17 protein-coding genes and 1 pseudogene are annotated in these 16,581 nt (G+C 62.1%); 9 read left to right on the top strand and 9 right to left on the bottom strand.

Translation table 11 applies throughout. The annotated features are described in order from the left end of the window. Window positions 1-52: 52 nt before the first annotated feature. A complete protein-coding gene (locus tag M1D68_RS18855; RefSeq protein WP_457968024.1) occupies window positions 53-727 on the top strand; it encodes a DNA-3-methyladenine glycosylase I in 675 nt (224 codons plus the stop codon). 114 nt (window positions 728-841) lie between these two features. Here the strand turns inward: M1D68_RS18855 and M1D68_RS18850 are convergent, their stop codons facing one another. Genes M1D68_RS18850 through arsC form a run of 3 tightly spaced genes read right to left on the bottom strand, consistent with a single transcriptional unit; the run spans window position 842 to window position 2,215 of the window. Further along, window positions 842-1,267: a DUF2069 domain-containing protein gene (locus M1D68_RS18850; protein WP_434560209.1), complete on the bottom strand. Its 426-nt coding sequence runs from the start codon at window positions 1,265-1,267 to the stop codon at window positions 842-844. Further along, window positions 1,260-1,865 carry an NAD(P)H:quinone oxidoreductase gene (gene wrbA / locus M1D68_RS18845; RefSeq protein ID WP_434560207.1) on the bottom strand — a complete coding sequence of 202 codons (606 nt, stop codon included), beginning with the start codon at window positions 1,863-1,865 and terminating at the stop codon, window positions 1,260-1,262. The genes M1D68_RS18850 and wrbA overlap by 8 nt, the downstream gene beginning before the upstream one ends. After that, window positions 1,862-2,215: an arsenate reductase (glutaredoxin) gene (gene arsC, locus M1D68_RS18840; RefSeq protein ID WP_457968023.1), complete on the bottom strand. Its 354-nt coding sequence runs from the start codon at window positions 2,213-2,215 to the stop codon at window positions 1,862-1,864. The genes wrbA and arsC overlap by 4 nt, the downstream gene beginning before the upstream one ends. Before the next feature lie 104 nt (window positions 2,216-2,319). Here arsC and M1D68_RS18835 point away from each other — a divergent pair, with 104 nt between their 5' ends. After that, the gene (locus tag M1D68_RS18835; RefSeq protein WP_434560205.1) at window positions 2,320-2,787 is read left to right on the top strand and encodes a TlpA family protein disulfide reductase; all 468 of its coding nucleotides are present in this window, start codon (window positions 2,320-2,322) and stop codon (window positions 2,785-2,787) included. 55 nt (window positions 2,788-2,842) lie between these two features. Here the strand turns inward: M1D68_RS18835 and M1D68_RS18830 are convergent, their stop codons facing one another. The 4 genes and pseudogenes from M1D68_RS18830 to M1D68_RS18815 all read right to left on the bottom strand — a co-directional run bounded on the left by M1D68_RS18830 (window position 2,843) and on the right by M1D68_RS18815 (window position 6,624). Continuing rightward, window positions 2,843-3,247: an META domain-containing protein gene (locus tag M1D68_RS18830; protein ID WP_420767461.1), complete on the bottom strand. Its 405-nt coding sequence runs from the start codon at window positions 3,245-3,247 to the stop codon at window positions 2,843-2,845. Continuing rightward, the gene (locus M1D68_RS18825; RefSeq protein WP_420767460.1) at window positions 3,247-3,681 is read right to left on the bottom strand and encodes a hypothetical protein; all 435 of its coding nucleotides are present in this window, start codon (window positions 3,679-3,681) and stop codon (window positions 3,247-3,249) included. The genes M1D68_RS18830 and M1D68_RS18825 overlap by 1 nt, the downstream gene beginning before the upstream one ends. A gap of 100 nt (window positions 3,682-3,781) precedes the next feature. Further along, a pseudogene (locus M1D68_RS18820) lies at window positions 3,782-3,889 on the bottom strand (2-hydroxyacid dehydrogenase); the annotation flags it as partial. Continuing rightward, on the bottom strand, window positions 3,874-6,624 hold the full coding sequence (locus M1D68_RS18815; protein ID WP_434560203.1) for a response regulator: 2,751 nt from the start codon (window positions 6,622-6,624) through the stop codon (window positions 3,874-3,876). The gene M1D68_RS18815 and the pseudogene M1D68_RS18820, both read right to left, overlap by 16 nt. A gap of 217 nt (window positions 6,625-6,841) precedes the next feature. On the opposite strand from M1D68_RS18815, the gene M1D68_RS18810 reads away from it, so the two are divergent. The 7 genes from M1D68_RS18810 (at window position 6,842) to M1D68_RS18780 (ending at window position 15,242) form a co-directional block, all read left to right on the top strand. Continuing rightward, window positions 6,842-7,564: a response regulator transcription factor gene (locus tag M1D68_RS18810; protein ID WP_434564136.1), complete on the top strand. Its 723-nt coding sequence runs from the start codon at window positions 6,842-6,844 to the stop codon at window positions 7,562-7,564. Continuing rightward, a complete protein-coding gene (locus M1D68_RS18805; RefSeq protein ID WP_457968022.1) occupies window positions 7,551-8,972 on the top strand; it encodes a histidine kinase sensor domain-containing protein in 1,422 nt (473 codons plus the stop codon). Before M1D68_RS18810 ends, M1D68_RS18805 begins: the two co-directional genes overlap by 14 nt. 185 nt (window positions 8,973-9,157) lie before the next feature. Beyond that, window positions 9,158-10,060, top strand: coding sequence for a cysteine synthase CysM (cysM, locus tag M1D68_RS18800; protein ID WP_420767457.1), 903 nt, complete (start codon window positions 9,158-9,160; stop codon window positions 10,058-10,060). After that, window positions 10,060-11,430 (top strand): 23S rRNA (uracil(1939)-C(5))-methyltransferase RlmD, encoded by a 1,371-nt coding sequence (gene rlmD / locus M1D68_RS18795; RefSeq protein ID WP_457968021.1) that lies wholly within the window; start codon window positions 10,060-10,062, stop codon window positions 11,428-11,430. The genes cysM and rlmD overlap by 1 nt, the downstream gene beginning before the upstream one ends. 100 nt (window positions 11,431-11,530) lie before the next feature. Continuing rightward, window positions 11,531-13,777 (top strand): GTP diphosphokinase, encoded by a 2,247-nt coding sequence (relA, locus tag M1D68_RS18790; protein WP_030142406.1) that lies wholly within the window; start codon window positions 11,531-11,533, stop codon window positions 13,775-13,777. A 65-nt stretch (window positions 13,778-13,842) separates the two neighbouring features. Then, window positions 13,843-14,676: a nucleoside triphosphate pyrophosphohydrolase gene (gene mazG / locus M1D68_RS18785; protein WP_420767455.1), complete on the top strand. Its 834-nt coding sequence runs from the start codon at window positions 13,843-13,845 to the stop codon at window positions 14,674-14,676. A gap of 26 nt (window positions 14,677-14,702) precedes the next feature. Continuing rightward, the gene (locus M1D68_RS18780; RefSeq protein ID WP_420767454.1) at window positions 14,703-15,242 is read left to right on the top strand and encodes a DUF2058 domain-containing protein; all 540 of its coding nucleotides are present in this window, start codon (window positions 14,703-14,705) and stop codon (window positions 15,240-15,242) included. Window positions 15,243-15,381: 139 nt separating this feature from the next. Here M1D68_RS18780 and M1D68_RS18775 read toward each other — a convergent pair whose 3' ends face one another. After that, entirely contained in the window at window positions 15,382-15,576 is a 195-nt protein-coding gene (locus M1D68_RS18775) for a hypothetical protein (protein WP_420767453.1), read from the bottom strand. Window positions 15,577-15,860: 284 nt separating this feature from the next. Further along, window positions 15,861-16,574, bottom strand: coding sequence for a DUF3108 domain-containing protein (locus M1D68_RS18770; RefSeq protein ID WP_420767452.1), 714 nt, complete (start codon window positions 16,572-16,574; stop codon window positions 15,861-15,863). Window positions 16,575-16,581: the final 7 nt, after the last annotated feature.

Below are 16,581 nucleotides of genomic sequence, written 5' to 3'. Positions count from 1 at the left end.
TTTATCCACGGCGCTTGCGAGCGCCGTTTCTTTTTCAATACCAGGAGAGGGCATGCGCGATTACAAGTGGCTGCACGAGTATTGTCTGAACCGCTTCGGTTCGGCGGCTGAACTGGAAGCCCACCTGCCTGTACCCAAGACCCCGGCGCAACTGCGCAAGATCAGCGACGACCGCTACCTCTCGACCATGGCCCTGCGGGTGTTTCGCGCCGGGCTCAAGCACAGCCTGGTGGACGCCAAGTGGCCGGCGTTTGAAGAGGTGTTCTTCAAATTTGATCCGGAGAAAGTCGTGCTGATGGGCGCCGAGCACCTGGAGCGGCTGATGCAGGACGCGCGGATCATTCGCCACCTGGGCAAGCTCAAGAGCGTGCCGCGCAACGCGCAGTTGATCCTGGACGTGGCCCACGAAAAGGGCAGCTTTGGGGCGCTGGTCGCCGACTGGCCTGTGACTGATGTCGTGGGCCTGTGGACTTATCTGAAGAAACACGGCCATCAACTGGGCGGCCTGTCGGCACCGCGTTTCCTGCGGATGATGGGCAAGGACACATTCGTGCCCAGTTATGACGTGGTAGCGGCGCTCAATGCCCAAGACATCATCGACAAAGCCCCCACGAGCCTGCGGGATCTTGCGACGGTGCAGGCAGCTTTCAATCAGTGGCATGAAGAGAGTGGCGGGCGGCCGATGTCGCAGATTTCGATGATGCTGGCTTATACCGTGAATCATTGAGACCGGGTTGCGGCCATCGTCGGATCGCCGCCCGGAGCAAGCTCGCTTTCACAGGGGATTTTCAGCGTTTACAAGTCCACTGTGGGAGCGAGCCCTGCTCGCGAAGGCGGCGTATCAGGCGACGGCGATATCGCCTTCGCCAGCCAACCGCCGGTTCAACTGAAACCGCCAGCGTACGTACAGCAACGCCGAGCAGAACACCGCCACGCTCGCTGCCATTTCCAGCAAGCCGAACACATGCCGGTTCGGATCGTAGGCGGCCAGGGCGCCCTTGATGAAATACAGATTGACCACGAAACACATCCAGGAATGCCCGCGGGCGCTGCCGCTGAGCATGCCCGGCGCGAGGATCAGCAGGGGCACCAATTCGATCAGCAAGATCACCCACGGGCGCGCGCCGTGCAGGTCGGCAATGAGCAAGTAATACGCGCTGAGCAACCCCACCAAGCCGAAAAAGCACAGCAGGCTGACGGCGCGGGCGATGCGTACGCGTGGCTCCAGCCATTGGATGGGCGGCAGGATTTTCGGCTTCTTAGCCACGGCCGTTCTCCAGCAACAGGGCGGTTTTCGCCAGGCGCAACCCCAAGGCGCGGCACAAGGCAACTTCGTGTTCGTTCAAGCCGCTTTTGCCATCGGCGCCAGCATGGTGGCTCGGCCCGTAGGGCGTACCGCCGCCCTGGGTATCGATCAAGGCCGACTCGCTGTAAGGCAGGCCGGTGATCAGCATGCCGTGATGCAGCAGTGGCAGCATCATCGATAACAAGGTGGTTTCCTGGCCGCCATGCAGGCTCGCGGTGGAGGTAAACACGCCGGCCGGCTTGCCGACGAGGGCTCCGGTGAGCCAAAGGTTGCTGGTGCCGTCGAGGAAGTATTTCAGCGGCGCGGCCATGTTGCCGAAACGGGTCGGGCTGCCGAGGGCCAGGCCGGCGCAATTTTTCAGGTCATCGAGCGTGGCGTACAGCGGGCCTTGTTCCGGAATGTCCGGCGACACCGCCTCGCACTCGGCGGAGATCGCCGGCACCGTACGCAACCTCGCTTCCAGGCCGGCCTGCTCGACGCCCCGGGCAATCTGCCGGGCCATTTCGTTGGTAGAGCCGCTGCGGCTGTAATACAACACCAGGATGTACGGCGCGCTCACGGCAGGATCTCCAGAATCTTTTCCGGCGGACGGCCGATCACGGCTTTGTCGCCGGCTTCGAGGATCGGCCGTTCCATGAGCTTTGGATGGGCGACGATGGCAGCGATCAGATCGTTCTCGCGCAGGTTCTCGTTGGCCAGGTCCAGCGCCTTGTACTCGTCCTCGCCGGTGCGCAGCAATTGCCGCGCGCTGATGCCAAGCTTGCCCAGCAAGCCCTTGAGCTGCGCGGCGTCGAGCGGGGTTTCCAGATAACGGATGACGGTGGGCGTCAGGCCGCGGGCCTCCAACAGTTCCAGCGCACCGCGGGATTTGGAGCAGCGCGGGTTGTGATAAAGCGTCAGATCAGTCATGAGCAGGTCGCATCTTGCGTAAGGTGGCGGCTATTCTACTGTGCAGCGCGGCGCCTAGCACGTGATGGGCGGCCAGCGTTCACATTTCAGACAAGGATTGGCACATGACAAGGCGATTGGCGGCGGCACTGGCTTTTTTCGGCATTCTATTGCTCGCCGGCTGTGGAAACGATTATGGGGTGGACCAGAACGGCCAGCCGATCGCTTCGAAGCGGTTGGACAAACAATGGGTGGTGCTCAATTACTGGGCCGAATGGTGCGCACCCTGCCGCACTGAAATTCCGGAATTCAACGCGCTCGCCGAGCAGCTCAAGGGTCGAAACGTGGGCGTGTTCGGTGTCAACTTCGATCAGGTACAGGGTGAAGAGCTCAGGAGCGCCAGCGAAAAAATGGGGATTCGCTTCAGCGTATTGGCCCAGGACCCGGCCGAATTCTTCGATATCCCTCGCAGCGAAGGATTGCCGGTGACCTACATCATCGATAACCAGGGCAAGGTGCGTGAGCAATTGCTTGGGGAGCAGACGGCGGCGGCGGTGATGGCGAAGCTGGAGGCGTTGCAGGCGCTGAAATAGCGGGGTTCAGTGGCGAGGGAGCAAGTCCCTCGCCAGTGCCTGGTCAGGCAAGGCCTCAGCCTTCCTCCAACCACCAGCGCAGCGGCTTGCCCTGGGCGGGCCAGAAACGCATCTGTTCGATGGGGGAAACATCCCAGCGTTCGACTTTCTGTAGCGCCTGCAAGAATCGCGTCTCCTGCTCCATCACTGCCGGGGGGCAGAGTTTGCGGGTGCTGCCGATCTTGCCGAAACTCAGCCGGTCGCCTTCCAGGGTGTAGGGCGCAAACCAATGGTTGCAGCCGGCATTGCCATAGGCCCGGCCATCATCGCCGAGGGTGATGGTCAGGTGGCTGTAGTCCATCAATGGCCGCTCACCGATCCATTCAAGAATATAGCTGCGGTTTTGCTGCAGCTGCACCGGATCGGCGGCGCAACCCATCAGGCCAGCGCCGACCAGCGTGGCCAGGAACAGGCGTTTCATCAAGCGGCTTCCTGGCATTGGGGGCACAGATGCTTCTCGCCGACCGTCTGCCAGCCCAACTCGGCAATGCGCGCGGTGGCGGCCGGTTTCTGGGCCTTGGTGCCGAGCTTGGCATCGACGGCGAATTCGAAGCTCAGTTCCTTGGTGCAGCGGTCGCAATTGACCTGCCAGGTGTGGATCGCCAGTTCGCCGAATACCGGGCCGGTAGTCATGGCGGTCCACTGGCCCATTGGCTTGAGCAGATGGCGAACGGTGTCCACGGTCAGGCGCATGGACAGGTCCTTGCTGCCCTTGAGGGTCACGAGCAATACGTCGTTGGCCTGGATCGAACCGCCATTGCCAGTGACCTGGTAACGGCCTGGCGCCAGGGCGCGGACCTCGGTCAAGGTGTGCTGCGGGTTCATCAGGGTGTAGCGAAAATCGTGTTCGGCCATGGGTCCTCCAAATAGGCGCGACATGCTAGCACGGGGCATGGCTGGGGCATGGACTCGATGAAAGGTTGGCCGACGAAACTCCATTCACTCTGGGAGCGAGTCAGCTATCTATCAGGTTTTGCGGCGCGCCGGCGGCCCAGGCTGCGATGTTATCCAGTGTGGTCGTGGCGATGGCGGCCAACGCTTCGTGGGTCAGGCACTGATGCGAGCCTCGCTGGCCAGGCGATTGATGGCCAGCTCCAGGTCTTCCAGGGCCGCCGCGGCCTTCGGATCCTTCTGCTTGAGCAGGGTTTCGCTGCGCTGGCAGGCCGCGCGCAGTTGCGGTACGCCGCAGTAGCGCGTGGCACCGTGCAGGCGGTGGACCCGCTCGATCAGGGCATTGTGATCGTTGGCTTCGCTGGCCTGGCGAATCGCCTCCCGGTCGGCTTCGAGGGATGCCAGCAGCATCGCCAGCATATCCGCCGCCAAGTCGGCCTTGCCGGCGGCCAGGCGCAGGCCTTCTTCATGATCGAGCACCAGCAGCTCACCGCTGCGATGGGCGTCCGCGCCCCGGTCCGGCACCTGGTTGCGCAAGGCCAGGCCGGTCCATTTGAGCACGACCTGGGCCAGCTGCCGCTCGCTGATGGGCTTGGTCAGGTAGTCATCCATGCCGCTTTGCAGCAGGGCGCGTTTTTCGTTGGCCATGGCGTGGGCAGTGAGGGCAACGATCGGCAGCGGTGTGCAATGCCGCTCACTTTCCCATTGGCGGATCGCCTCGGTGCTCTGGCGACCGTCCATGCCGGGCATCTGCACATCCATCAGGACCAGGTCGAAGGTTTCCTGTTGCACCGCCTCGACCGCGGCGTACCCGCTTTCCACCGCCAGCACCCGGGCGCCCAGGTCCTCCAGCAGGGTTTGCACCAACAGCAGGTTCGCCGGGTTGTCGTCCACGCACAGCACTTTTGGCGCTCGGCTGGCCACCGGTTCATTGGGTTCGTTGCGCGTTGGGCGGGGGTTGACCAGGTCGGAAAGCGACCGCCGCAACTTACGCGTGCAGGCCGGCTTGGCCTGCAATTGGCTGTGGGGGTTCGGGACGGAGAGGTGGTACAGCGTTTGTTCGGTGGTAGGGCACAGCACGAGGACTTTGCAGCCCAGGTGTTCCAAGTCCCAGATGTGCTGGTTCAAGCGCTCGGGTGGCATGTCGTTGCTGGTGATGCCGAGCACCGCCAGGTCGATGGCCTGTTCGGTCTGGTGAGCAACCGTGACTCCGTTGGTCAGGTTCTCCAGCGTGTTGAACGGCGTGACTTGCAGGCCACAGTCTTCGAGCTGGTGCTGCAAAGCCTGGCGCGCCAACTCGTGATTTTCCAGGACGGCCACCCGCCGGCCCAGCAACGGCGGGCCGGGGAGATCCTCGGCGTCATCGCGGGTCTTGGGCAGGCGCAGGCTGATCCAGAACTCCGAGCCTTCGCCTGGCGTGCTGTCCACGCCGATCTCGCCGCCCATCTGTTCCACCAGCCGCTTGGAAATCACCAGGCCCAGCCCGGTGCCGCCGGGTTGCCGGGACAAGGAGTTGTCGGCCTGGCTGAACGCCTGGAACAACGCGCGAACGTCCTGGCTGGACAGGCCGATACCGGTGTCCTGGATGCTGATGCGCAGCTGCACGCTGTCTTCGTGCTCGTCTTCGAGCATCGCGCGGGCGACGATGGTGCCTTCCCGGGTGAACTTGATGGCGTTGCTCACCAGGTTGGTGAGGATCTGCTTGAGACGCAGCGGGTCGCCCACCAGCGACAGCGGCGTGTCCCGGTAGACCAGGCTCACCAATTCCAATTGCTTGGCATGGGCGGCGGGGGCGAGGATGGTCAGGGTGTCCTGCAACAGGTCCCGCAAGTTGAACGGGATGCTGTCGAGCACCAGCTTGCCGGCCTCGATCTTCGAGAAGTCGAGGATTTCGTTGATGATGCCCAGCAGGCTGTCGGCGGATTTTTCGATGGTGCCCAGGTAGTCGAGCTGGCGCGGGGTCAGTTCGCTTTTCTGCAATAGATGGGTGAAACCCAGGATGCCGTTGAGCGGCGTGCGAATCTCATGGCTCATGTTCGCCAGGAACTCGGATTTGATCCGGCTCGCTTCCAGGGCTTCCTTGCGGGCCAGGTCCAGCTCGATGTTCTGGATCTCGATGGTTTCCAGGTTCTGGCGCACGTCTTCGGTGGCCTGGTCGATGCTGTGTTGCAATTCCTCCTGGGCGTTCTGCAAGGTCCCGGCCATGCGATTGATGCCCGACGCCAATTCATCCAGCTCTTGACTGCCCAGCGGTGGCAGGCGGGTTTCCAGGTGCCCATCCTTGAGCTGCGCCACGGCCTGCTTGATCTGGCTCAGCGGACGGTTGATGGTGCGGCCCATGCGCAAGGCCAATAGCCCGGTGCATCCCAGCCCGGCGGCGATCAGAAGCAGGCTGGCGAACAGGCTGCGGTAACCGCGCAGCAACATGCCGCTGTGGGACAACTCCAGCTCGACCCAGCCCAGCAGGCGGTCGGCCTCTTCGGGGATCAGTTCGCCGGCCAGGTTGCGGTGCTTGCCGAACACCGGCAGCAGGTAGCGGGTGGCGTCGTTGCCGGTGCGTTGCAGCAGTTGACTGCTGTTGCCTTCCGGTGCCCGGTTGAGCATGGTCGGGCCGGCGTGGGCCAGCGGAGCGCGGTCGGGGGCCAGGAAGGTCACGGCCCGGACATCGGCTTGCTCGAGGGACTGGGTGGCGATGCGCTCCAGCAGTTCGGTGTCTTGGCGGCTAAGGGCGGGGGCGACCAGCGGCGCCAGCTGTTCGGCGATCATTTCGCCCCTTTGCAGCAGTTGGGCATGCAGGTCCGATTGCTGCATCCAGGTGAAATAGCCGCCCAGAACCAGCGCCATCAGGCTGGTTGGCAACAGGGTCAGCAACAGCACACGGCCTTTGATTCCCAGTTTCTTGAGCACACCTTGTCTCCTGCATCCAGCGGTCTGATTGAGCTTTGCGCGCATCCGGCACGCAACACCTGCGCAGTGTAGCGATTTGCAGGCGAGCCTTCTCCGTAAAATTCATGTCGCCGTGCATCCGCGTCGCTGCCAGGATTGAGCGGGGCGATACGCGGCGGTTGCCTGTAGGGAAGCGATCTTGAATAATTGCTCAACTGAGAATTATTTGCAGAAACTGATGAGCCCCCACGCCGCCGTGCCGCCCCGTATCCTTTCCATAGAAGACGACCCCGTACTGGGTGCTTATGTTCATGAGCATCTGGGCCGCAGCGGGTTCGACGTCACTTGGTGCCAGAACGGCCAGGAAGGCCTGGATATCGCCTGCCGGCAGGCTTTTGACGTCGTGTTGATGGACATCCTGCTGCCCGGCCTGGACGGTCTCGCGGTGTTGACGCATTTGCGCAAGCGCCAGGCGACGCCGGTGTTGCTGATGTCCGCGCTGGGCGCCGAAGCGGATCGCATCAGTGGCTTTCGCCTTGGTGCTGACGACTACTTGCCCAAGCCCTTCAGCATGGTGGAGCTACGGGTGCGCATCGAGGCCATCCTGCGGCGAGTCGCGCTGGACCGACGTCCGGCCCAGGTGGCGATCCTGCGCCAGAGCCAGGATCTGGGTTTCGACGAAGAGCGCAGCGATGTGCAGGTCCAGGGACAATGGGCGGGGTTGACGCGCAGCGAATATCGCTTGCTGGACGTGCTGCACCGCAGCGGCGAAGAAGTGTTGAGCAAGGCCTTCCTGTACCAGCACGTGTTACAGCGCGGTTACGCCCCCCACGATCGCAGCCTGGACATGCATGTCAGCCAGATACGCCGCAAGCTCAAGGCCATCGGCTATACCCAGCGCGAATTGCGCACGGTGTGGGGCAAAGGCTATGTCTTGAGTGTTGTCGATGAAATGGTCTGACCTGCCCGGCAGGCACTCGCTGTTCTGGAAGCTGGCATGCCTGCTGGTAGCGTTCTGCTTGCTGATGATCTGGCTGAGCTGGTCCTGGGGGCGCTACATGGAAGTGCGCAATCAGTTCCTGTCGGACGAAGCCCGCGGCACCCTCACGCGTTACGCCGCCGAAGCTGAGCAGGCGTGGCTGACCGATGGAAGCGCGGGCGTCGATCAATGGGTCTACGCTATGCAATATCGTGAAGCGAGCTGGGTAGGGGTCATTGGCGGTGACTTGCAGTCACTGAGCGAACACCCGCTCACGGACAGGGAAATCGAGCGCCTCACCTTTCTGCGCGGCCTCGATTGGCCCATCCACAAAAAGGGACGGCCGTGGTTGCGGGTGCCTTTCCCAGAGAATCCATCCATCGGCAGCCTGGTGATCGAACTGCCCGAGCGTTTCCTGCCGGGACGTTATCGAGTGTTCTGGCGCGTGATCACCAACGGTGTCATTCCTGGGCTGTTTACCCTGCTGCTGTGTGTCGGGCTGTATCGCTTGCTGGTGGTGCCGCTCAATCAGCTGCGCGAACAGGCCAATGCCTGGCGCGCCGATCAGTTGAACGTGCGCCTGCCTGCCCGTACCACCGATCGCGCCGACGAACTGGGCGAACTGGGCCGCGCTTTCGATCAAATGTCCGAACGCCTCCAATCCACCGTCGCCCTGCAACAGCAACTGCTGCGAGACCTGTCCCATGAATTGCGCACGCCCTTGAGTCGCTTGCAGGTGGCGGGCGACAGTGAGCAGGACCTGATTCGCCTGCGCGAGCGCGTCGCCCGGGAAGTCGACTGCATGCAGGGGCTGGTCGAAGACACCTTGCAACTGGCCTGGCTCGATACCGACCGGGCGCCGTTGCCCGCCGAGGCGATCCAGGTCCAGGCGCTGTGGGAAATGCTCACCGAAAACGCCTGCTACGAAACCGGCTGGCCGGCGAGCCAGTTGCAATGCGCCGTCGACGCCAGCTGCTGGGTGCAAGGCAACCTCAATACTTTGGCTCAGGCCTTGGAAAACATCCTGCGTAACGCTATTCGCCATTCACCGCCCGGCGGCATTGTGCGCCTGGATGGTCGGCGTGAGGATGGGTTCTGGCTGCTGTGGCTGGAAGATGAAGGCGGCGGCGTGGCCGAGCAGGATCTCAACCGCATCTTTGATCCGTTCATCCGCCTGGATGGCTCCCGGCCAGGGAACGGCGGGTTTGGATTGGGGTTGAGCATCGCTCGCAACGCGGTGGAGCGCCAAGGCGGGCGGGTGTGGGCGCACAATGGCGTGAAAGGGTTGCGCTTGAATCTGCGGCTGCTGGCCGTTGAGCCGCACACCGCCGACGTGGCGAGAGAGCTTGTTCCCGCTGGGGCGCGAAGTGGCCCCTTACAAACGGTCTGAAATACCGCGAAGTCCCGATTGGGGCGGCTTTGCCACTCAGCGGGAGCAAGCTCCCTCGCCACGGGACTGCACCGATTCCTAAAGGCTTATTCCCATAAGCCATAACCCCCTCACTTTGCGTGATATGGCCTCGCCCGGTTTGCCGGTATGATAGGCGCCCCCGCAGCCCGGATTGCGAATACGCCATGACTTTGCAGTACCCAACCATCGCCGATTGCGTCGGCAACACTCCGCTGGTTCGCCTGCAGCGCCTGCCTGGCGCGACCAGCAATACGCTTTTGCTCAAGCTCGAAGGGAATAACCCGGCGGGTTCGGTCAAGGACCGACCGGCGCTGTCGATGATCACCCGCGGCGAATTGCGGGGCCAGATCCAGCCCGGCGATACGCTGATCGAGGCGACGTCCGGCAATACCGGCATCGCCCTGGCGATGGCGGCGGCGATCAAGGGCTACAAGATGATCCTGATCATGCCCGACAATTCCAGCGCCGAGCGTAAGGCCGCGATGACAGCCTATGGCGCCGAATTGATCCTGGTAACCCAGGAAGAAGGCATGGAGGGCGCCCGGGACTTGGCCGAACGCATGCAGGCCGAGGGGCGTGGCAAAGTGTTGGATCAGTTCGCCAACGGCGACAATCCAGAAGCCCACTACACCACCACCGGCCCTGAGATCTGGCGCCAGACCGACGGCACGATCACCCATTTCGTCAGCTCGATGGGCACCACCGGCACCATCATGGGCACGTCGCGCTATTTGAAAGAACAGAACCCGAACGTACAGATCGTTGGCCTGCAACCAATGGAAGGCTCGGCCATCCCCGGCATCCGCCGCTGGCCCGAAGAGTATCTGCCGAAGATCTACCAGGCCGACCGCGTGGACCGCATCATCGACATGGCCCAGAGCGAAGCCGAGGACGTGACCCGGCGCCTGGCGCGAGAAGAAGGCATCTTCTGCGGCGTGTCTTCGGGCGGTGCCGTGGCGGGCATGCTGCGCCTGTCCCGGGAAGTTGAGAATGCGGTGATCGTCGCGATCATCTGCGACCGTGGCGACCGTTACCTGTCGACCGGCATTTTCGACGCGCCCAACTGATGGCCAAGCAAGAAAGAGGCTTGCGCTTCCAGCCCAGCGGCGGAAGCCGGGCCCCGCAAGTGCCCACCGGTAAAAAGCAGCGCTTGACCATCGAACGCCTGGCCAACGATGGCCGGGGCATTGCGTTTGTCGACGGGCGCACCTGGTTTGTCATCGGCGCCCTGGCCGGTGAAGAAGTCGAGGCGCGGGTGCTCGGTGCCCACGGCAAGGTGGTCGAGGCCCGCACTGAACGGGTGTTTTCGCCCAGCGAGCTGCGTCGTGCCGCGCCGTGTGTCCATGCCGGTCGCTGCGGTGGATGCAGCGTGCAGCATCTGCCCCACAACGAACAACTCGCCCTTAAACAGCGCATGCTCGCCGAGCAGCTGTCACGGGTGGCGGGCGTTGAGCCGCAAGAATGGGCCGAGCCCTTGAGCGGGCCGGAGTTTGGCTACCGGCGTCGAGCCCGCGTGGCAGTGCGTTGGGATCAGAAAGCGAAGAAGCTCGAAGTGGGTTTGCGTGCCGTCGGCAGCCAGGACATTGTCGCCATCGACCAATGTCCGGTGCTGGTACAGCCCTTGCAACCGATCATGAGCCGCTTGCCCCAGATGCTTCGTCGCCTGGGCAAGCCCCAGGCGCTGGGCCATGTGGAATTGTTCGCCGGCTCGTCCCTCGCGCTGCTGTTGCGGCATATGGCGCCACTGTCGGAAGCCGACCTGACGATCCTCAAGGATTTTTGTGCGTTCCACGAAGCCCAACTGTGGCTGCATGGCGAAGGCGAGCCGCAACCGGTCGATCCGGGACGCTCCCTGGGCTATTGCCTGGAAACCTGGGACCTGGACCTGGCTTACCGGCCAGGGGATTTCATCCAGGTAAACGCCGCCGTCAACGAAGCGATGGTCGCCCAGGCCTTGCAATGGCTAGCGCCTCGCTCCGAAGAGCGGGTGCTGGACCTGTTCTGCGGCCTGGGCAACTTTGCCTTGCCACTGGCCAAAAGCGTGCGCGAGGTGGTGGCGGTGGAAGGCGTGCAAACCATGGTCGACCGTGCCGCGGCCAACGCCGTCAGCAACAATTTGCATAACACTGCTTTTTTTCAGGCCGATTTATCCCAGCCGTTGGCGGGTGCCGAATGGATCGGCGAAGGCTTTTCTGCGGTACTCTTGGACCCACCCCGTGACGGTGCTTTCGAGGTGGTGCGCAAGCTGGCATCCCTGGGTGCCAGACGGTTGGTTTATGTATCGTGCAACCCGGCAACTTTGGCGCGGGACACGGTCGAATTGATCAAGCAGGGCTACCGGTTAAAACGTGCCGGGATTCTCGATATGTTTCCTCAGACGGCGCATGTCGAGGCCATGGCGTTATTTGAAGCGAGCCAGGATGGCTTGTCCGACTGACCCGTTCGTGCACTCCGCCACGGCCCTGGGCGGAAACACGGGCAACGAAGGTCAGCGATGTTGACGCATTGAATCTGCGTCGTAGGGAAGGTAAGTAAAGATGGTACAGGTGAGAGCACACCAGCCGATCAACACTGACGGCAGTATCAATCTCGAGGCTTGGCTCGATCACGCGGTCAGTATCGACACGGCACTGGATCGCGAAGCCTTGAAGGCCGCTTGCGAGTTCGCTCGCGAGGCGGAGCAGCAACACAATGCGGCGAAGAACCTGTGGTCCGAAGGCACCTCGAGTTTCCAGACGGGCCTGGAGATCGCCGAGATCCTCGCCGACCTCAAGCTGGACCAGGATTCGCTGGTCGCCGCGGTGCTGTACCGCGGCGTGCGCGAAGGGCAGATCCAACTGCCGGTCGTCAGCCAGCGCTTCGGCACCGTGGTCGCCAAGCTGATCGACGGTGTGCTGCGCATGGCGGCAATCAGCGCCAGCCTCAGCCCGCGGCAGTCCATGGTGCTGGGCACCCAGGGCCAGGTGGAAAACCTGCGCAAGATGCTCGTTGCCATGGTCGACGACGTGCGTGTCGCGCTGATCAAGCTCGCCGAGCGTACCTGCGCGATCCGCGCCGTGAAATCCGCCGACGACGAGAAGCGCAATCGCGTTGCCCGGGAAGTATTCGACATCTACGCGCCGCTGGCTCATCGCCTGGGTATCGGTCACATCAAGTGGGAGCTGGAGGATTTGTCCTTCCGCTACCTGGAGCCCGACCAGTACAAGCAGATCGCCAAGTTGCTGCACGAGCGACGCCTGGATCGCGAACGCTTCATCACCGACGTCATGACCCAGTTGCGCGAAGAGCTGCAGGCCACCGGCGTGGAAGCCGATATCAGCGGCCGGGCCAAGCATATCTATTCCATTTGGCGAAAGATGCAGCGCAAGGGCCTGGAATTCAGCCAGATCTACGACGTTCGCGCCGTTCGCGTGCTGGTCCCTGAAATGCGCGACTGCTACACCGCGCTGGGTATCGTCCACACGTTGTGGCGGCACATCCCGAAGGAATTCGACGACTACATCGCCAACCCCAAGGAAAACGGCTACCGCTCGTTGCACACCGCCGTGATCGGCCCGGAGGGCAAGGTGCTGGAAGTGCAGATCCGCACCCACGCCATGCACGAGGAAGCAGAGCTGGGGGTCTGTGCCCACTGGAAATACAAGGGCACCGACGTCAAGTCCGGCTCCAACCATTACGAAGAAAAAATCTCCTGGCTGCGCCAAGTGCTGGAATGGCACGAGGAACTGGGCGACATCGGCGGCCTCGCCGAGCAATTGCGGGTCGATATCGAACCGGACCGGGTCTACATCTTCACGCCTGACGGCCATGCCATCGACTTGCCCAAAGGCGCGACGCCGCTGGATTTCGCCTACCGGGTGCACACCGAGATCGGCCACAACTGCCGTGGCGCCAAGATCAACGGGCGGATCGTGCCGCTCAACTACAGCCTGCAAACCGGTGAGCAGGTCGAGATCATTACCAGCAAGCACGGCACGCCGAGCCGCGACTGGTTGAACCCGAACCTGGGCTACATCACCACCTCGCGGGCACGGGCGAAAATCGTCCATTGGTTCAAGTTGCAAGCCCGCGACCAGAACGTCGCCGCCGGCAAGACCTTGCTCGAGCGCGAGCTGAGTCGCCTGGGCCTGCCGCAGGTGGACTTCGACAAGCTGGCCGAAAAGGCCAACATGAAGACCGCCGAGGACATGTTCGCCGCCCTTGGTGCCGGCGACCTGCGCCTTGCGCAACTGGTCAACCTGGCCCAGCAGCTGGTGGAGCCGGAGCGGGGCAACGAGCAACTGGAGCTGATTCCGCGCAAGGCCACCGGCTACAAGCCGGGCAAACGCGGCGACATCCAGATCCAGGGCGTCGGCAACCTGATGACCCAGATGGCCGGTTGCTGCCAGCCGCTGCCGGGGGATGCGATCGTCGGCTACATCACCCAGGGTCGCGGCGTGAGTATCCACCGCCAGGACTGTGCGTCAGTGCTGCAATTGGCGGGTCGCGAACCGGAACGGATCATCCAGGTCAGCTGGGGCCCGGTGCCGGTGCTCACTTATCCGGTGGACATCGTCATCCGCGCCTACGACCGTTCCGGCTTGCTGCGTGACGTGTCCCAGGTATTGCTCAACGAGCGCATCAACGTGCTCGCGGTGAATACCCGCTCGAACAAGGAAGACAACACCGCGCTGATGTCCCTGACCATCGAGATTCCGGGGTTGGACGCGTTGGGGCGGTTGCTGGGGCGGATTTCTCAGTTGCCGAACATCATCGAGACCCGGCGTAATCGGACGCCGGGCTGATCGCTGGTTGTCTTGGTTGATGTGGGAGCTCGCTCCCACATGTTTTTTTGTGACGGGACGGATTGATGTACAGCCTCGAAGACCTGCTCCACCTGATGAACCGCCTGCGGGACCCGCAGTACGGTTGCCCCTGGGACATCAAGCAAACATACGCCACCATCGTTCCCCATACCCTGGAAGAAGCGTATGAAGTGGCTGACGCGATCGAGCGTGGCGATCTTGATCATTTGCAGGGTGAGTTGGGCGACCTGCTGTTCCAAGTGGTGTATTACAGCCAGTTGGCCCGGGAGGAGAACCGTTTCGAATTCGCCGGCGTGGTCGACAGCATCACCCGCAAGCTGATCCGTCGCCATCCCCACGTGTTTCCCACCGGTGAGTTGTATGCGCCCGTGGATATTCCGCGCCTGAGCGAAGAGCAGGTGAAGCAGCGCTGGGAGGAAATCAAGGCACAGGAGCGAGCTGAAAAGACGTCGGCGCCCGAGCAATTGTCGCTGCTCGACGATGTGCCAGCGGCGCTGCCGGCCTTGTCCCGTTCGGCAAAGTTGCAGAAGCGTGCCGCACAGGTGGGGTTCGACTGGCCGGGGCCGTTGCCGGTACTGGACAAGGTTCGCGAGGAGCTGGACGAAGTGCTCGAAGCCATGGCGGACAATGATCCGGCTGCCATCAATGACGAGGTGGGTGACCTGTTGTTCAGCGTGGTCAACCTGGCGCGACACCTCAAGGTCGATCCCGAGACTGCCCTGCGTGGCGCCAACGCAAAGTTCGAGCGACGGTTCCGATTTATCGAACAGGCATTGCGCGACACCCGTCGTCCCATGGAAGATTGCACCCTCGAAGAGTTGGACGCCTTGTGGGGCGAAGCCAAACGTCAGGAAAAGAATTTGCCCAGCTGCGGCTGAGGCCGTTGCCTAAGTGAGTAAGCACCATGAGCCTTTCCCTTCGCGACCAGTTACTCAAAGCAGGGCTGGTCAACCAAAAGCAGGCCAAGCAGGTCGGCAAAGAGAAACAGAAACAGCAGCGCCTGGCCCACAAAGGCCAGGTCGAACTGGATGATTCCCAGCAGCGGGCGGCTCAGGAAGCCATGGCCGAAAAGGTCAAGCGCGACCAGGAGCTCAACCGTCAGCAGCAGGAAAAGGCCGAGCAGAAAGCCCGTGCGGCGCAGATCAAGCAATTGATTGAAGTCTCGCGCCTGCCAAAGCTGACCACTGACGACTACTACAACTTTGTCGATGACAAGAAGGTCAAGCGCATTTCGGTCAACGCGCTGATGCGCAACAAGCTGAGCAGCGGCTCCCTGGCGATCGTCCACCACGCCGGCGGCTATGAAGTGATCCCGCGTGAAGCGGCGCTTAAAATCCAGGAGCGCGATCCCAAGCGCATCGTCCAGCTCAACACCCAGACTGAAGAAGTCGATGCCGATGATCCGTACGCGGCTTATCAGATTCCTGATGATTTGATGTGGTGAGAATGAACTGATCGCAAGACCTGTGGACGACCTGTGGGAGCGAGCCTGCTCGCGAAAGCGGTACATCAGTCAAACAGTATTGGCTGACACACTGCTTTCGCGAGCAGGCTCGCTCCCACATTAGGGTATATGTTGTTTTTCAGGATTGCGCGGTCTCACGCAAGCGCTGCAGTTCCTCTCGCTCCAGCTCGGCCTTATAGCTGTGTGCGTCCGTTTCGGAGTGGAACATCCCCACCAGCAAATCCTGTTGATGCACATCCCAGATCCGGATGCCGGCGGCAATGCCTTCGTGGGACATGTGGGCGTCGTCGCGTTCAGTCACTTTCACAGTCATCTTGCAAGCTCCAATCTCTGTTATCTGCAGCAAGGCGTGTGCAGGGTTTTGTTATAGATTTTGATAGCGTGCTAGGTAAATCCCTCGGTTCGTTAAGAAGTTTTCATGGAAAGTGCAACGATCCTGGAGGCCAGGCGGTGCGCGGCATTCGGTCGCAGGTGGTTTTTCATGAAGAAGTTTTCATGTCGTCAAGCAGGCTCGCTCCCACAGGGGCAGGTGGTGGGCTTGGAATAGCGAACAAAAAAAAGCCCCGCGTATGCGGGGCTTCGTGTTGTTGATGTGGATCAGCTGCCTTTCACAGCCTTGCCGTTGACCGTGCCGTCCTGGAGCATGATGTTGTACTCCTTGCCGTCGGTCTCGACCTGTTGCAGGCGTACCAGCAGATAGTCCCAATCCTTGGCGAACCAAAGCACGGTGATGCGCTTGCTCTGTGTCGGGTCGCGCACGCGCTCGACCTTGATCGCGTCGATCTGGCCGGCCTTGGTGTCGACTTTCTCCGAGCCCAGCACGCGGAAGTCATAGGTATCGACTTCGCCATCATCAACGACCTGGTAGCTCATGCTTTTCTTGCCGGCCGCGACGTCATGCTGAAGGGCGAGCTGATAAGTGGATTTGTCGACCATGCCCCGGTTCAGCGGGATCTTGACCGCGTCACCGCGATCGGTGCCGGTGACCATCTTGGTGTTCCAGTCGAAGTCCAGATCAGCCTTCTTTGCCTTGCCCAGACCACCGCGCTCGAAGTGGTAGGACTGTGGCAGGAGAGTGTCCTTGTCCAGGGTCAGGGTGCTTTCTTCGGTCAGGCTGGCGATCATCATCGAAGCCTTGAAGCTCAGCTTCCAGATGCCGTTGGCCTCTTTGGTCAGGCTGCGTTCGGCGGTGCCGCTCATGGGCAACTGCTTCCAGTCGGCGGTGTAGCTGGCGGAGAACGGTTGAAGGTCTGCCGCTTGTGCCAGGGGCAGGGCAAGCAGAGCGCAAGCGAAGAGCAGGGCGCGACGCATAAAATCT

This window comes from Pseudomonas sp. R4-84 (genome assembly GCF_054130985.1).
The sequence above is the reverse complement of the archived record's forward strand: the minus strand, read 5'-3'. Positions and strand labels throughout refer to the sequence as shown.

Excerpts from the sequence above, each read along its gene's own strand:
- arsC (WP_457968023.1), bottom strand. The coding sequence starts at position 2,215 with ATGACTGATCTGACGCTTTATCACAACCCGCGCTGCTCCAAATCCCGC.
- M1D68_RS18805 (WP_457968022.1), top strand. The coding sequence starts at position 7,551 with ATGAAATGGTCTGACCTGCCCGGCAGGCACTCGCTGTTCTGGAAGCTG.
- cysM (WP_420767457.1), top strand. The coding sequence starts at position 9,158 with ATGACTTTGCAGTACCCAACCATCGCCGATTGCGTCGGCAACACTCCG.
- M1D68_RS18855 (WP_457968024.1), top strand. The coding sequence starts at position 53 with ATGCGCGATTACAAGTGGCTGCACGAGTATTGTCTGAACCGCTTCGGT.
- M1D68_RS18770 (WP_420767452.1), bottom strand. The coding sequence starts at position 16,574 with ATGCGTCGCGCCCTGCTCTTCGCTTGCGCTCTGCTTGCCCTGCCCCTG.
- relA (WP_030142406.1), top strand. The coding sequence starts at position 11,531 with ATGGTACAGGTGAGAGCACACCAGCCGATCAACACTGACGGCAGTATC.
- M1D68_RS18835 (WP_434560205.1), top strand. The coding sequence starts at position 2,320 with ATGACAAGGCGATTGGCGGCGGCACTGGCTTTTTTCGGCATTCTATTG.
- rlmD (WP_457968021.1), top strand. The coding sequence starts at position 10,060 with ATGGCCAAGCAAGAAAGAGGCTTGCGCTTCCAGCCCAGCGGCGGAAGC.
- M1D68_RS18780 (WP_420767454.1), top strand. The coding sequence starts at position 14,703 with ATGAGCCTTTCCCTTCGCGACCAGTTACTCAAAGCAGGGCTGGTCAAC.
- M1D68_RS18825 (WP_420767460.1), bottom strand. The coding sequence starts at position 3,681 with ATGGCCGAACACGATTTTCGCTACACCCTGATGAACCCGCAGCACACC.
- M1D68_RS18810 (WP_434564136.1), top strand. The coding sequence starts at position 6,842 with ATGAGCCCCCACGCCGCCGTGCCGCCCCGTATCCTTTCCATAGAAGAC.
- M1D68_RS18775 (WP_420767453.1), bottom strand. The coding sequence starts at position 15,576 with ATGACTGTGAAAGTGACTGAACGCGACGACGCCCACATGTCCCACGAA.
- mazG (WP_420767455.1), top strand. The coding sequence starts at position 13,843 with ATGTACAGCCTCGAAGACCTGCTCCACCTGATGAACCGCCTGCGGGAC.
- M1D68_RS18830 (WP_420767461.1), bottom strand. The coding sequence starts at position 3,247 with ATGAAACGCCTGTTCCTGGCCACGCTGGTCGGCGCTGGCCTGATGGGT.